Genomic DNA, 14,767 nt, shown 5'->3' with positions numbered 1-14,767 from the left:
TCCGGCCGACACCGCCCAGCGGAGCGCCCGCGCCATCGCGACCGGGTCGCCGGCGCGGGTGACGGCGGTGGCCGCCAACACCGCGGCGCAGCCCAGCTCCAGGGCGAGGGCCGCGTCCGAGGCGGTCCCGATGCCCGCGTCCAGGACGACCGGCACCGAGACCGCCGCCACCATCGCATACGGGTCGAGGATCCCCAGGCCGGAGCCGATCGGAGCGCCGAGCGGCATCACCGCCGCACAGCCGAGGTCCGCCAGCCGGCGGGCCAGGACCGGGTCCGCGGTGGTGTAGGGCAGCACGGTGAAGCCGGCCCGGACCAGCCGCTCGGCGGCCTCGACCAGCTCGAGCGCATCCGGCAGCAGCGAGGTCTCGTCCCCGATCACCTCCAGCTTGACCCAGTCGGTGCCCACCGCCTCGCGGGCGAGCTCGGCGGTCAGCACCGCCTCCCGCGCGGAGCAGCAGCCGGCGGTGTTGGGCAGGATCGGCACCCCGGCGCGGCCGATCACGTCGAGCAGGCCACCCTCGGCCCGAGACGAGGTCCGTCGCATCGTGACCGTGACCAGCCCGGGCTCGGCGGCGGCGAGCACCTCGGGGAGCAGCCGGAGCGAGGGCAGCCCGCCGGTGCCCAGGAAGAGCCGCGAGCCGAGCTCGCGGCCGGCGATCCGCAGGCTCATCCGCCCTGCACCGCCCGGACGACCTCCACCACGTCGGCGTCGCGCAGCGGCGTGTCGGCGAGACGGTCCCGGGACACCACCACGCCGTTGACCGCCACCGCGGTGCCGCGAGGCTCGGACACCAGCTCGGCGGCGACGGCACCGTCGCCGAGCTCCACCGGCCGGCCGTTGACTGTGACTCTCATCGTTCTCCTTCGTCGTGTCGAGCCGCGCCGGCTCCGGCCACCGGCACGGCCGGGAACCGTCGTGGATCGAGGGCGGCTTCGACGTACCCGGTCTCGAGGTGGTCGGCGACCAGCCGGGCGGTCAGTGGCGCCAGCAGCACGCCGTGCCGGAAGTGCCCGACGGCGAGCACCTCACCCTCACGCCCGGGACCGACCAGCGGCAGGTTGTCCGCCGTGCCCGGCCGGTCCCGGGCGGTGGCCTCGACCAACTCGGCGCGGTCCAGGCCGGGCATCAGCCGGCGCGCCGAGTCCAGCAACCGGGCGACCCCCTCCACGGTGACCACCGGCCCGGCGTCGTACTCGCCACTGGTGGCGCCGAGGACGAGCTCGCCGCCGGCGCGCGGGACGAGATAGACCTGCTCGCCGGCCACCCAGCCGCGCAGCGTCCGGTCGGGCAGGTCGTCCGCCCCGACCCGCAGCCGGAGGATCTCGCCCCGCACGCCCCGCACCAGGGAGCGGTACGCCGCGGGCGGTCGGGTCCCGACCGCCCAGACCGTCGCCTCCGCCGCCGTCTCGCTCGGTGCCGACACCACCGGGATCCGCCTCCGCAGCGCCGCCAGCACCGCGCGCGGATCGACGCTGTGGTCCTCGGGCAGCAGCGCTCCCCCGCTCACCCGTCCCAGCCTCGGCTCGTGGCCGAGCAGCTCGCGGCGGGTCAGCGGCAGCGGCCGCTCGCCGTGTCGGGCGACCAGATCGAGCTGTCGCTCCAGCGCCTGGAGGTCGGCGTGGTCGACGGCGGCGAGCAGCGTGCCGCGGCGCAGCTCGACGCCGAGCCGCGCCGCCAGCGCCGGCCACAGTCGCGCGGATCGCCGCCCCAGCCGGAGCAGATCGCTCTCGCCGTACCAGAGCTCACCGGCCGGGCTGAGCATCCCGGCGGCGGCGTACGACGCGCCCCGACCCGGGTCGGGGTCGACGACCTCGACCCGGTGCCCCCGCCGAAGCAGCTCGTCGGCGACGGTCAGGCCGATGATGCCGGCACCCCGGACGCGGATCATCACCGCACCGCCGCGACCAGCTCCTTCGCCGACGCGACCGGATCTCGGCTCTGCCAGATGCCGGAGATGACCGCCACCCCGTGCGCACCGGCCGACCGGGCGTCACCGGCGCGGTCGGCGTCGATGCCACCGATCCCGATCAGCGGCAGCACCCCGGTCGCCTCGGCGAGTGCCGCCAACCCGAACGGGTCCGGGAGGCCGGGCTTGGACACGGTGGCGAACAGCGGCCCGAAGCCGGCGTAGTCGGCGCCGTGATCGGCCGCCGCCTCCACATCGGCCCGGGTGCGGCAGGTGGCACCGATCAGCAGGTCCGGCGCCAGCCGCCGGGCCGAGCGCAGCGGCAGGTCGTCCGGCACCGAGATGGACGCCGTCCGCCCCGGTCGCGAGCGCCACGTCGACCCGGTCGTCGACCACCACCCGGGCGTCGTACGGCGCGACCGAGCCGCGGACGACCCGGGTCAGCTCGACCAGCTCACGGGTGGTCGCCTGCTTGTCACGGACCTGGAACCCGTCGACGCCGGCGGCGGCCAGGGCCGGCAGCAGGCTCAGCTCGTCGTCGGCGGCGACCAGGCAGAACAGCCTGGGCAGGTGCTGGAACATCGTGCTGTGTCACTTCCTTCGCCGGCATGACCCGGATCAGGTTCGACGGTCGGAGCGGCTCCAGCTCCCTCTCAGTCCGCTGCCGCGGACTCCCGTGTGGAATGGGTACGGCGACCCTAGCTCGCCCCGGGAGCCGAGTCGAGCACCGGGGCACGATCGGCGTACGATCCCGGTTCGTGGCCGAAGCCGAGTTCCTCTACTCCGATCTGCTCCCCGCCCCGCACGACGACACCCCCTACCGGCTGGTCAGCACCGCAGGGGTGGCCACCGTGGAGGTGGACGGCCGGAGGTTCCTCACGGTGGATCCGGAGGCGATCCGCCGGCTGGCCTACGAGGCGGTGCACGACATCCAGCACTACCTGCGCCCGGCCCATCTCGCCCAGCTGCGCACGATCATCGACGACCCGGAGTCCTCGGGCAACGACCGGTTCGTCGCGCTCGACCTGCTCAAGAACGTCAACATCTCCGCCGGCGGCGTGCTGCCGATGTGCCAGGACACCGGCACCGCGATCGTGATGGGCAAGAAGTCCGAGGGCGTGCTCACCGGGGCCGACGACGCCGAGGCGATCGCGCGCGGCATCTACGACGCCTACACCAAGCTGAACCTGCGCTACTCCCAGATGGCGCCGATCTCGACCTATGAGGAGCGGCCGACCAGCAACAACCTGCCGGCCCAGATCGAGCTCTACGCCACACCCCTGGTCTCGACCGGCTCGGGGGAGGACCCCGAGCCCGAGTACCACTTCCTCTTCATGGCCAAGGGCGGCGGCTCGGCGAACAAGTCCTTCCTCTTCCAGGAGACCAAGGCGATCCTGAACCCGGACCGGCTGCTGGAGTTCCTCGACGAGAAGATCCGCTCGCTCGGCACGGCCGCCTGCCCGCCGTACCATCTCGCCGTCGTGGTGGGTGGCACCTCGGCCGAGCACGCGTTGAAGACCGCCAAGCTCGCCTCCGCGCACTACCTGGACCACCTGCCCACCGAGGGCGACCTCTCCGGCCACGGCATCCGGGACCCGAGGCTGGAGGAGGAGATCTTCAGGCTGACCCAGTCCTTCGGGATCGGGGCGCAGTTCGGTGGCAAGTACTTCTGCCACGACGTCCGCTTCGTCCGCCTGCCCCGACACGGCGCCTCGCTGCCGGTGGCGATCGCGGTCTCCTGCTCGGCCGACCGGCAGGCGCTCGGCAAGATCACCGCCGAGGGAGTCTTCCTGGAGCAGTTGGAGACCGATCCCGCCCAGTACATGCCCGACGCCGGCGTGGCCGAGGACATCGCCGGCGGCGAGGTGGTCCCGATCGACCTGACCGCCCCGATGGCCGACATCCTCGCCGAGCTCTCCCGCCACCCGGTCAAGACCCGGCTCTCCCTGACCGGCCCGTTGGTGGTCGCCCGCGACATCGCCCACGCCAAGATCAAGGAGCGGCTCGACGCGGGTGAGGAGATGCCCGACTACCTGAGGAACCACCCGGTCTACTACGCCGGCCCGGCCAAGACCCCGCAGGGGATGCCGTCCGGGTCGTTCGGGCCGACCACGGCGGGCCGGATGGACTCCTACGTCGAGCAGTTCCAGGCCGCCGGCGGCTCGAAGGTGATGCTGGCCAAGGGCAACCGGTCCCAGGTGGTCACCCAGGCGTGCGAGCGGCACGGCGGCTTCTATCTCGGCTCCATCGGCGGCCCGGCCGCCCGGCTCGCCCAGGACTGCATCAGGTCGGTCCAGGTGCTCGAGTATCCCGAGCTCGGCATGGAGGCGATCTGGCGGATCGAGGTGGAGGACTTCCCGGCGTTCATCGTCGTCGACGACAAGGGCAACGACTTCTTCACCGACCCGGCCGGGGTCGCCACGGTGCCACTGACCGGGGTCCGGGTGCGCTCCCGCGAGCGCTGAGCTATCCAGGCTCGCCCGGCATCCGCGCCGGGGGACATCGGCGTACGGCGACACGCCGCGACACGCGGTGCACGACCGCGTGTCGCGGCAATCACGCGATCGCATGTGTCCCCTGTGGATGACCGCCCGCGCATCCGGACCATCTGGCGCAGACTCGCCCGCATGGACGCGGTCACGGCGCTGACCCGGCTTGGCGGGATCTCGCCGGCCGGTCGCATCGTCGCGCTCTCCTCACGCAAGAGACTCGCCACCGCGGTGAGACGGGGCCAGATCGTCAAGCTCAGCCGCAATCGCTACTGCCTGCCGGTGACCGAACACGGGCTCGGCTACGCCCGCGAGCTGGCCGGGCACCTCAGTCATCTCAGCGCCGCCCTCCATCACGGCTGGGAGGTCTGCTTCCCGCCGGAGAAGCCACAGCTGATCGTTCCGTCCGCGGTGGAGGTGCCGGCCGGCATCGCCTGGGCGGTCGAGTCGACCCGGTCCGATCTGCGGCCCAAGGACACCGACGGCTGGGCGACCAGCAGGCTCCACACGGTCCTGCTCTGCGCTCGCGACCTGCCGCCGCGCGACGCGTTGGCGGTCGCCGATTCGGCCCTGCGCCATGGTGACCTCACCGCGACCGGCCTCCTCGACGCCGCACACGCCTGGAGGGGCGCGGGGCGAGACCGCATCCTCGCGATGGCGCGACTGGCCGATGCCCGCGCGGCCAACCCGTTCGAGTCCGCGCTGCGGATGCTCGCGATCGAGTCCGGTCTCGACGTGGTGCCGCAATGGGAGGTGCGCTCGTCCGGGCTGGTGCTCCACCCCGACCTGGCCGATCCGATTCGCGGGATCGCCCTGGAGGCGGACTCGTGGACGCATCACGGCGCGCAGAGCGCCGATCACGACCGGGACTGCGAACGCTACAACGCGTTGGTGGTGGCCGGCTGGATCGTGCTGCGATTCACCTGGACGCAGGTCATGCTCGCGCCGCATGAGGTGCGCGCCACGCTCGCCGCGGTGCTCGATGCCATGGAGCGAGGGGACATCCGCGTGACGTAAGACCCCGCGACACGCGGTGGATGACCGCGTGTCGCGGCACGAGCCGGCACGCGAATGCCCCCGGCCTGGTGGCTGAGACAATCGTGGGCATGGAGACGGTGGCCAGCGACGGGAACCTGGTGCTGCGTCGTCGCCAGGACGGCAACCTGGAGCTGCGGGCCAACGGCGTGTTCGTGATGGACACCGTCGAGACCTCCACCGAGCGTGAGCTGGCCGCCCGAGCGCTGGCGCTGCATCCGGCACCGGCCAGGGTGCTGGTCGGCGGCCTCGGGCTGGGCTACACCCTGGCGGCGGTGCTGGCCGACCGGCGGGTGGAGCGCTGCACGGTGGCGGAGATCGAGCCCGCGCTGGTGTCGTGGCTGCGCGACGGCATCGTCGCGCACGGTCCGGCGTTGCTGGCCGATGACCGCGTGGAGGTCCGGGTCGAGGACGTGGCGGTCGTGCTGCGGACCGGCCCGCCGGCGGCGTACGACCTGGTGCTGCTGGACGTGGACAACGGTCCGGGCTATCTGGTGCACGAGGCCAACGCCGGGCTCTATGCCGCGCCGGCGCTCACCCAGGCACGCGCCGCCACGGCGCCGGGCGGCATGGTGGTGATCTGGTCGTCCGCCGAGGCACCCGAGCTCGGCACGGCGATGCGCGCGGTGTTCGGCGACGTGGAGGAGCTCGACTATTCCGTGAGGATTCAGACACGGGCGGAGCGTTACTGGTTGTACGCCGCCCGAGTAACGTCGAATCCGTGAGCGAACAGAGTCAGACGGGCCAGGACGAGTTCCGGATCGAGCACGACAGCATGGGCGAGGTGCGGGTGCCCGCACGAGCGCTCTGGGCCGCGCAGACCCAGCGTGCGGTGGAGAACTTCCCGATCAGCGGTACGCCGATCGAGCCGGCGTTGATCCACGCGATCGGCCGGGTCAAGGCGGCCGCGGCGAAGGTCAACGGCACCCTCGGCGTCCTCACCCCCGAGCAGTCCGCCGCGATCGCCGATGCGGCCGCCCGGGTCGCCGACGGCGAGTTCGACGCCGAGTTCCCGATCGACGTCTTCCAGACCGGCTCGGGCACCTCCTCGAACATGAACGCCAACGAGGTGATCGCCAACCTGGCCACGAAGGCCGGCGTACCGGTGCACCCCAACGACCACGTGAACGCCTCGCAGTCCTCCAACGACACCTTCCCGACCGCCATCCACGTGGCCGCCTCGGTGGCGGTCACCGAGGAGCTGGTGCCGGCGCTGGACGTGCTCGCCGCGTCCCTGGAGGCCAAGGCCGCCGAGTTCGCCGGACTGGTGAAGTCGGGACGGACCCACCTGATGGATGCCACCCCGGTCATGCTCGGTCAGGAGTTCGGTGGCTACGCCGCGACCATCCGCTACGCGGCCGAACGGGTGGCCGCGGTGCTCCCCCGGGTGCGGGAGCTGCCGCTGGGCGGGACCGCGGTCGGCACCGGCATCAACACGCCGGCGGGCTTCCCGCAGCAGGTCATCGCAGAGCTGTCGGCGGCGACCGGCCAGCCCTTCACCGAGGCTCGCGACCACTTCGAGGCGCAGGGCACCCGGGACTCGCTGGTGGAGCTCTCCGGGGCGCTGAAGACCCTCGCGGTCGGCCTGATCAAGATCAACAACGACCTGCGCTGGATGTCGTCGGGACCGACCACCGGGCTGGCCGAGATCCACCTGCCGGATCTGCAGCCCGGCTCCTCGATCATGCCCGGCAAGGTGAACCCGGTGCTCCCCGAGGCCACCCTGATGGTGGCCTTCCAGGTGATCGGGAACGACGCCGCGCTCACCGCCGCCGGCGCGTCCGGCGCGTTCGAGCTCAACGTGGCGATGCCGGTGATGGCGCGCAACCTGCTGGAGTCGATCCGGCTGCTCTCGGCGGCGATGACGGTGCTGGCGCGTCGTACCGTGGACGGCATCACCGCCGACCCCGACCGGATGCGCGCCTTCGCCGAGTCCTCCCCCTCGGTGGTGACCCCGCTGAACAGGTACCTCGGCTACGAGGCCGCGGCGAAGGTGGCCAAGCAGGCACTCGCCGACGGCGCGACCATTCGCGAGACGGTGCTCAAGCTGGGGTACGTCGACAACGGCACGCTCACCCTGGCCCAACTCGACGAGGCGCTCGACGTGGAGTCGATGACCCACCCGTGATGCCCTGGGGTCGCCGCTGGGCCGGGCAGTTTCACCGGTTCACCGGTGAAACTGGAACTTCCTGCGCGATGCAACCCCCGAGAAGTGGCAGTTTCACGCAAGAAGTCCGCGCTTGCCCGACCCCGGCAGGCTAGTACCAGCCGGAGGACTCCGAGTGCGCCCACGCCCCACACGGTGAGCCGTAGCGATCCTGGATGTAGCCCAGGCCCCACTTGATCTGGGTCGCGGCGTTGGTCTGCCAGTCCGAGCCGGCCGAGGCCATCTTGGAGCCGGGCAGCGCCTGCGGGATGCCGTAGGCGCCGGAGGATGAGTTGGAGGCGTTGACCCGCCAGTTGGACTCGCGGGTCCACAGCGAGTCGAGACAGCTGAACTGGCTGGAGGCCCAGCCGTACTGGGAGAGCAGCGCGCTCGCGATGGTCTTCGGGTCGCCGCTCTCGCCGAGGTCCTCGGTCCCGGTCACGGCGGCGGAGTCGTCGCTCGAGACACCGGTGAGCGCCTGCCGCTTCCGCGACGTCTCGGTCGTACGCCGATCGGCGGTCGTGCGCTGCACGCCGGTCCGGCTCGCCGACCGGGACAGCGCCTCGGCGCGCGCGGCCAGCAGGTCGGAGTCCGGAGTCGTCGTGGCACCCGAGTTCGACTCCACGCTCGTGCCGGTCTGGTCACCGCTCTGGGCGGCACCGACCAGGTCGGTCGCCGAACTGGTGGGTTGGTAGAGGACGACTCCGCCGGCGACCGCCGCACCCGTGCCGACGACGGCCAGGGTGGAGAGAAGAAGCGTGGTCTTGACGACCTTCTTGGGTGCTTCGATGAGGGGTCGCTGCGGGGCCGCCCGATGCTTCGGGGCGTACGCGGCGTGATCTGACAAGAGTTCGTTTCCTGGGGGGTGGGGGCTCTCAGGGCGTCCGACCAGGGTGCATGAGGATGCAGTCTCAGGCAAACCGACGCCACGAGTCTTGGGACGAAGTGTCCGAAGTTTTGCCCCCTTCAGTCACACCAGTCACAGTGGCCCCACCCGTTACGGGTGGGGCCACTGTTGATCGATTCAGAGAACGACGTTCTCCAGCATCTCGGTGACCAGCGCGGCGATCGGCGAGCGCTCCGAACGGGTCAGCGTGACGTGGGCGAACAACGGATGCCCCTTGAGCTTCTCCACCACCGCCACCACGCCGTCGTGCCGGCCGACCCGCAGGTTGTCCCGCTGCGCGATGTCGTGGGTGAGCACCACCTTGGAGTTCGCGCCGATCCGAGAGAGCACCGTCAACAGCACGTTCCGCTCGAGCGACTGGGCCTCATCGACGATCACGAACGAGTCGTGCAACGACCGGCCGCGGATGTGGGTCAGCGGCAGCACCTCCACCATCCCGCGGTCCAGGATCTCGTCGATCACGTCCTGGGAGGTCACCGCGCTGAGGGTGTCGAAGACCGCCTGCGCCCACGGCGACATCTTCTCCGACTCCGACCCGGGCAGGTAGCCGAGCTCCTGGCCGCCGACGGCGAACAGCGGCCGGAAGATCACCACCTTCTTGTGCTGGCGACGCTCCATCACCGCCTCCAGACCGGCGCAGAGCGCCAGTGCCGACTTGCCGGTGCCGGCCCGCCCACCGAGCGAGACGATGCCGACCTCGGGGTCGAGCAGCATCTCCAGCGCGATCCGCTGCTCGGCCGAGCGTCCGTGGATGCCGAATGCCTCGCGGTCGCCCCGCACCAGGTGCACCTGCTTGTCCGAGCCGACCCGGCCCAGCGCGGTCCCGCGCTCGGAGAGCAGCACCAGGCCGGTGTGGCAGGGCAGCTCGCGAGCCTCCCCGAGGTCGAGTACGCCGACGTCGTACAGCTCGTCGAGCTCCGCGGCCTCGACCTCGAGCTCGGCCATCCCGGAGTAGCCCGGATCGGAGTCCGACATGGTCTCGCCGCGGTACTCCTCGGCCTGCAGCCCGACCGCGGAGGCCTTGATCCGCATCGGCAGGTCCTTGGAGACCAAGGTGACGTCGGCGCCCTCGGCGGACAGGTTGCAGGCCACCGCGAGGATGCGGGTGTCGTTGTCGCCGAGCCGGAAGCCGCTGGGCAGCGAGGTCGGATCGGTGTGATTGAGCTCGACCCGCAGGGTGCCGCCCTCCTCGCCGACCGGGACGGCGGTGTCGAGCCGCCCGTGGGTGATCCGCAGCTCGTCCAGGGCGCGGAGCGCCGTACGGGCGAAGTAGCCCAACTCGGGGTGGTGCCGTTTACCTTCCAGCTCGGTGATGACGACCACCGGCAGCACCACCTCGTGCTCGGCGAACCGGCGCAGCGCGCCGGGATCCGACAGCAGGACGCTGGTGTCGAGGACGTAGGTCCGCGCTCCCGTCCTGCTCCGCTTCGCCGTGGAGGCTGTGGTCCTGGTCGAGCGCTTTGCGGTCGAGGCCTGGGTTGCCACGCGGTTCACCCCTCAAGACCGGAGACACACACCCGCGCCCCGGTCCTTAGTTCACACAGTCGGACCAGGAGGGCGCCCGGCGGCCGGGGTGCCGGCCACCTGCCATGCGACAGGAGGGTCCTGCAGCATGTTCAGCTCGTGAATGCTCACGTACGGGCCTCCAGGTACGGCGGGCTTCCCCACCCGCCGATGCCTCGAACGTACGCCGATCAGATGTCACGTCTTGGCGACACGCCTACCCGGGTGGATGAACAGTTTGTTTCCGGCTGGCACCAGCGGGCCGATCCGAGCCCAAGCAGCCGGCGGGCGCCGACGACGACGGCGACCCGACGGCGGTGGGCGTCAACGGCCCATTCGGCGCTCGCGCTGCGCGTAGGCCCGCAGCGCACGAAGGAAGTCGACCCGGCGGAAGTCGGGCCACAGCGCCTCGCAGAAGTAGAACTCCGACTTGGCCGACTGCCACAGCAGGAAGCCACCGAGACGCTGCTCGCCGGACGTGCGGATCACCAGGTCGGGATCCGGCTGGCCGGCGGTGTAGAGGTGCCGCTCGATGTCCGGTACGTCGATCTGCTCGGCCAGCTCGGTCAGGCTGGTGCCCTTGCCGGCGTGCTCGGTCAACAGCGACCTGACCGCGTCGGCGATCTCCCGGCGACCGCCGTACCCGACGGCGACGTTGACCAGCATCCCCTCCACGTCCCGGGTGGCCTCCGCGGCGGCCTTGAGCCGAGCGACCGTCGAGCTCGGCAGCAGATCGACGGCACCGACCGGATTGAGCCGCCAGCGGCCCTGGTCGGCCAGCGAGTCGACGGCGTCCTCGATGATCGGCAGCAGCGCGCCGAGCTCCTCCACCGGACGGTTGAGGTTGTCGGTGGACAGCAGCCACAGCGTGACCACCTCGATCCCGACCTCGTCACACCAGCTCAGCAGCGGCTCGATGTTGGCCGCACCGGCGCGATGCCCGTGCGCGGTGTCACGGCCGACCGCCTTGGCCCAGCGACGGTTCCCGTCGAGCATGACACCGACGTGCTTGGGCAGCTTGGAGGAGTCGAGCCGGCGCAGCATGCGCGCCTCGTAGGCCGGGTAGAGCACCCGCCGTACGCCTCGCTTCCAGTCCGCCACGAGAGCTGAGCTTACCGAGCGGTCGGGCGTGGCGGCAGACATCACGCCCGATCTCCTAGGCCATCCATAGATTCACCGGTTACCTTCTCGCCATGACTGAGCGCACCGAGGCCGTCCGCGCGGTGGGGCACCTTGCCGGGTCGATCTCCGATTCCGTCTCGGAGACCGTCGCCGAGGTCAAGCCGAAGCTGCGTGGCTGGCTGCACCTGGCCACCGCTCCGCTGACGCTGGCCGCCGGCGTCGTGCTGATCGTGCTGGCCCCGCACGGCCGGGCGCAGATCGGGGCGATCGTCTTCACCGCCGCCGCCTTGCTGCTGTTCACCGTCTCGGCGGTCTATCACCGCGGCAACGGCCATTGGACCCCTCGGGTGCACGAGGCGCTCAAGCGCTGGGACCACGCCAACATCATGGTGATGATCGCCGGCACCTACACCCCGTTCTCGCTGATCCTGTTGCACGGTGCCGCCCGGATCACCCTGCTCTCGGTGGTGTGGTGCGGTGCGCTGCTGGGGGTGCTGTTCCGGGTGCTGTGGACGAACGCGCCACGCTGGTTGTACGTGCCGATCTACCTCGCGCTGGGCTGGTCGGCGATCTTCTTCCTGCCCTCGTTCCTCAGCGGCGCCACCGCTCTCGGCGTGGGGATCGGCATCGCGGTGTTCACCCTGATCTGCGTCGGCGGCGGGCTCTACACCATGGGTGGCGTCGTCTACGGCTTCCGCCGGCCCAATCCCTGGCCGCGCTGGTTCGGGTTCCACGAGGTGTTCCACAGCTTCACCGTGGTCGCCTTCGCCGCCCACTACACCGGGATCTCGCTGGCCACCTACGCGCTGCGCTGAGCCGCCTCGGGGAGCTCCGCGGGGTCGGTCACCGGCCGCCGGCACACGAATCCGCGGCAGACGTACGCCGCCGGGCGACCCTCGACCGGCGTACGCGCACGCAGCAGCGGGATCTCCTCGCGCGCGTCGTCCGCGACCACCACCACCGCTCCGGGGAGCGCACGTGCCGCCGCGGCCAGCGCATCGCGATCGGCGCCGGCGGGGCCCACCACGGCGACCTCGAGCGGCCCGTCGGCCAGGGTGACGGCCGCCGCCAGCGACCAGCCGGCGAACCGCGGTGCCTGGTTCATCAGCGCCCCGACCGACGCGAGCGCCTCCTCCGCCGCCGATCGGTAGCGCCCCTCTCCGGTGAGGGCGTGGGCCGTCGCCAGGGCATGGACCATGGCGCTGGTACCGCTCGGGGAGGCATTGTCGGACGGGTCGCGTGGGCGGGTGAGCAGTGCCTCGGCTCCGGCCGCGGCGTCGAAGAAACCGCCGTCCTCGGCGCGGAACTCGGTGAGCGCCACGTCGAGCAGCCGGCGGGCCAGGTCGAGCCAGCGGTGCTCGCCGGTCGCCTGGACCAGGGCGAGGAGGCCGGCGGCCACGCAGCCGTAGTCCTCCAGTACGCCGGCATGCCGGCCGGCGACGCCGTCGCGACTGACTCGTCGCAGCCGGTCGTCGACCAGGTGCACCCGCACCAGCAGTTCCGCGGCGTCGACCGCGGCGGCCAGGTACTCCCGACGACCGAGTCGCAGGCCGGCGTCGACCAGTCCGCCGATCGCGAGGCCGTTCCAGGCGGCGACCACCTTGTCGTCCCGGGCCGGCCGCACTCGGTGCGAGCGCGCCTCGAGCAGGCGTGCCTTGACCTCGGTCAGTCGCGGCGAGTCCGGCTCGTGGCGCAGCTGCAGGGTCGACGTACCGTGCTCGAAGCTGCCCTGCTCGGTGACCCCGAAGACCTCAGCCGCCCAGCCGCCGTCGTCGGCACCGAGCACCTCGCTCAGCTGCGCCGGGGTCCAGACGTAGAAGCGTCCCTCCACGCCCTCGCTGTCGGCGTCCAGCGCGGAGGCGAAACCACCCTGCGCGGTGCGCAGCTCGCGGATCAGGAAGTCGGCCGTCTCGGCGGCCACCCGATCGCCGAGATCGGTACCGAGCCGAGCGTAGAGACCGAGCAGCTGGCCGTTGTCGTAGAGCATCTTCTCGAAGTGCGGCACCACCCAGCCGCGGTCGACGCGCCAGCGCGTGTGCCCCGGACCGTCGACTCGATCGCTCTCGACGCTGGTATCAACCCTTGACACCTCCGATTGCACGCCCCTGACTCACCCGGCACCGTCATGCCGCCAACGTGCCTTACGGCCATTCGGACCGCACTGACGGAGAACAGCAATGGACGAGATCGAGCGCATGGAGTGGCTTCCTGACGGGAGTATGCGGATGTTCCGCACAGACGGCACGTTCATCGACGTGCCGAAGAAGGTGCTGCACGGCGCCGTGCTCGGCAGTGAGCCGCCAAGCGCGTCATCGCCACGCAAGAAAGTCCAGCCGCACCGATCACTCACACCTCGGCCCCGCCTTCGTCCCCGTCGAGAGCTTCGAGCGGCTGCCCAATGGCGGCGTACGCATGAACCACGTCGACGGGACGTTCACCGATGTCTCCGCGACCATCGTGCGCATCGTCGAGACTGGTTCGGGAGCACCTTGAGGAGCGCTGCACGTGACGGCCACTCTGGTGCAGGATGGACAGCATGGGCGTCCTCTTCGACTACTTCTCCGCACCCTCCGACGAGGCTGCCGCGGCGACCATCGACCGCGTCGGGGGACCTGGTTCCCAAGCCTCGGCTGCGCCTGCCCCGCCAGTGCAGGAGAAACGTGGCTTGTTCGGGCGAAAGCGAGCCGAGCCAGCGCACGTGGCACCGTCGTTCATCGATGACGAGTCGCTCCCAGTGTTCGACACGGTCTCGGTCAAGGGCATTGACCCATTGGTGCAGCTTGGGACTCTGGAGGAACTGCTGACTGGCCGCCCTTACGACGACGTTGTCGAGGATCCTCGCAGCGGCAAAGACCTTGCGTCACGGAACGGCGGCGAGCGGATGGTGCTGACCGTCACCGACGCGTTGGCCGCTGCGTTGATCGCCGCATCGGATGAGCAACTGGGAGACGTGGCTTTGCCATGGAGCCAGACGGAAGAGTTCTGGGGCCAAGGAGATGCGGCCGCGCTTGCCCAGTTCTTGCGCGACCTCGCCGGCCTTGCCCGGCGTGCGGAGACGTCGGGATACCGGCTCTACTGCTGGCTCAGCGTGTGAAGAGCGAATCGATTCGGAGGCCTACCTTGGTTGCTGCAGTTCACTACGTCGGCACAGCCGACGACCACGACGCACTGCTTGACTACCTCGGTGAACCGACAGTCGTCACGCTCAGGCCGTGGCCGCTGTTGGGCCAGGCCCCAGCCTCGCTCGACCGAGGAGATGCCCTCCGGGCGCGCCAAGTGATGATCGTGAACGAGGAACTTGGTTCGCCATTCGGTATCCGACCCGGGCATCGGGAGACGGAGAACGCCGAGCGGTCTGGAGTCTTCAATCGACTGAACTGGCGGCGGCTCACACCTGGAGGTCAAGTCCTTCGTCGTGGTGTACGACAGTGATTCGTCGTTGATGGTGGGCTAGGCGCTGATCGCGCCAGCGGTGGTGGTGTTCTCCTCGGGCTGGTTGGTGGTGATGAGGGTGAGTCGGCTCTTGGCCAGGACGTCGAGTCCGAGGTAGCGGCGGCCGTCGGCCCATTCGTCGTTCTGCTCAGCCAAGACCGCGCCGACCAGGCGGATGATCGAGCCGCGGTCGGGGAAGATCCCGACCACGTCGGTACGTCGGC

The 14,767-nt window shown here is 70.9% G+C and carries 15 protein-coding genes, 1 pseudogene and 1 riboswitch; of the genes and pseudogenes, 6 read left to right on the top strand and 10 right to left on the bottom strand.

From position 1 onward, the window contains the following. The 5 genes and pseudogenes from QM638_RS19330 to QM638_RS19310 form a co-directional block, all read right to left on the bottom strand. On the bottom strand, positions 1 to 672 hold a 672-nt coding region (locus QM638_RS19330; RefSeq protein ID WP_415144657.1), incomplete at its 3' end, for a thiazole synthase. After that, positions 669 to 857 (bottom strand): sulfur carrier protein ThiS, encoded by a 189-nt coding sequence (thiS, locus tag QM638_RS19325; RefSeq protein ID WP_415144655.1) that lies wholly within the window; start codon positions 855 to 857, stop codon positions 669 to 671. The genes thiS and QM638_RS19330, both read right to left, overlap by 4 nt. Further along, on the bottom strand, positions 854 to 1,891 hold the full coding sequence (locus tag QM638_RS19320) for an FAD-dependent oxidoreductase (protein ID WP_415144653.1): 1,038 nt from the start codon (positions 1,889 to 1,891) through the stop codon (positions 854 to 856). Before QM638_RS19320 ends, thiS begins: the two co-directional genes overlap by 4 nt. After that, a complete protein-coding gene (locus QM638_RS19315) occupies positions 1,891 to 2,247 on the bottom strand; it encodes a thiamine phosphate synthase (protein WP_415144651.1) in 357 nt (118 codons plus the stop codon). The genes QM638_RS19320 and QM638_RS19315 overlap by 1 nt, the downstream gene beginning before the upstream one ends. Positions 2,248 to 2,302: 55 nt before the next feature. Further along, positions 2,303 to 2,491, bottom strand: a pseudogene (locus QM638_RS19310) (hypothetical protein); the annotation flags it as partial. Beyond that, positions 2,488 to 2,597: riboswitch (TPP riboswitch) on the bottom strand. It overlaps the preceding pseudogene by 4 nt. Positions 2,598 to 2,667: 70 nt before the next feature. Between QM638_RS19310 and QM638_RS19305 the strand changes: the two are divergent. The 4 genes from QM638_RS19305 to QM638_RS19290 all read left to right on the top strand — a co-directional run bounded on the left by QM638_RS19305 (position 2,668) and on the right by QM638_RS19290 (position 7,561). Next, positions 2,668 to 4,374 (top strand): fumarate hydratase, encoded by a 1,707-nt coding sequence (locus QM638_RS19305; RefSeq protein WP_415144649.1) that lies wholly within the window; start codon positions 2,668 to 2,670, stop codon positions 4,372 to 4,374. Positions 4,375 to 4,536: 162 nt separating this feature from the next. Further along, positions 4,537 to 5,415, top strand: a complete 879-nt coding sequence (locus QM638_RS19300; RefSeq protein ID WP_415144648.1) for a hypothetical protein — start codon at positions 4,537 to 4,539, stop codon at positions 5,413 to 5,415. 89 nt (positions 5,416 to 5,504) lie between these two features. Beyond that, positions 5,505 to 6,158, top strand: a complete 654-nt coding sequence (locus QM638_RS19295) for a spermidine synthase (protein ID WP_415144646.1) — start codon at positions 5,505 to 5,507, stop codon at positions 6,156 to 6,158. Continuing rightward, entirely contained in the window at positions 6,155 to 7,561 is a 1,407-nt protein-coding gene (locus QM638_RS19290; RefSeq protein WP_415144644.1) for a class II fumarate hydratase, read from the top strand. Before QM638_RS19295 ends, QM638_RS19290 begins: the two co-directional genes overlap by 4 nt. 130 nt (positions 7,562 to 7,691) lie before the next feature. On the opposite strand, the gene QM638_RS19285 is transcribed toward QM638_RS19290, so the two are convergent. The 3 genes from QM638_RS19285 to QM638_RS19275 all read right to left on the bottom strand — a co-directional run bounded on the left by QM638_RS19285 (position 7,692) and on the right by QM638_RS19275 (position 11,090). Then, complete coding sequence (locus tag QM638_RS19285; RefSeq protein WP_415144642.1) at positions 7,692 to 8,426, bottom strand: lytic transglycosylase domain-containing protein; 735 nt, start codon at positions 8,424 to 8,426, stop codon at positions 7,692 to 7,694. Positions 8,427 to 8,603: 177 nt separating this feature from the next. Then, positions 8,604 to 9,980 carry a PhoH family protein gene (locus tag QM638_RS19280; RefSeq protein ID WP_415144641.1) on the bottom strand — a complete coding sequence of 459 codons (1,377 nt, stop codon included), beginning with the start codon at positions 9,978 to 9,980 and terminating at the stop codon, positions 8,604 to 8,606. A 333-nt stretch (positions 9,981 to 10,313) separates the two neighbouring features. Next, positions 10,314 to 11,090: an isoprenyl transferase gene (locus QM638_RS19275; protein ID WP_415144639.1), complete on the bottom strand. Its 777-nt coding sequence runs from the start codon at positions 11,088 to 11,090 to the stop codon at positions 10,314 to 10,316. Positions 11,091 to 11,182: 92 nt separating this feature from the next. On the opposite strand from QM638_RS19275, the gene trhA reads away from it, so the two are divergent. After that, positions 11,183 to 11,926 (top strand): PAQR family membrane homeostasis protein TrhA, encoded by a 744-nt coding sequence (trhA, locus tag QM638_RS19270; protein ID WP_415144637.1) that lies wholly within the window; start codon positions 11,183 to 11,185, stop codon positions 11,924 to 11,926. Here trhA and QM638_RS19265 read toward each other — a convergent pair. Further along, positions 11,911 to 13,116 carry a thioredoxin domain-containing protein gene (locus QM638_RS19265; protein ID WP_415144635.1) on the bottom strand — a complete coding sequence of 402 codons (1,206 nt, stop codon included), beginning with the start codon at positions 13,114 to 13,116 and terminating at the stop codon, positions 11,911 to 11,913. The two genes, trhA and QM638_RS19265, sit on opposite strands and share 16 nt — an antisense overlap. Positions 13,117 to 13,647: 531 nt before the next feature. Between QM638_RS19265 and QM638_RS19260 the strand changes: the two genes are divergently transcribed. Further along, entirely contained in the window at positions 13,648 to 14,205 is a 558-nt protein-coding gene (locus QM638_RS19260) for a hypothetical protein (protein WP_415144633.1), read from the top strand. 356 nt (positions 14,206 to 14,561) lie between these two features. On the opposite strand, the gene QM638_RS19255 is transcribed toward QM638_RS19260, so the two are convergent. Continuing rightward, on the bottom strand, positions 14,562 to 14,767 hold a 206-nt coding region (locus QM638_RS19255), incomplete at its 5' end, for a transposase (protein ID WP_415144631.1).

The sequence above is a fragment of the Nocardioides sp. genome (genome assembly GCF_047606145.1).
Lineage (GTDB): Bacteria > Actinomycetota > Actinomycetes > Propionibacteriales > Nocardioidaceae > Nocardioides.
This window is presented reverse-complemented; position numbering and strand designations above follow the sequence as displayed.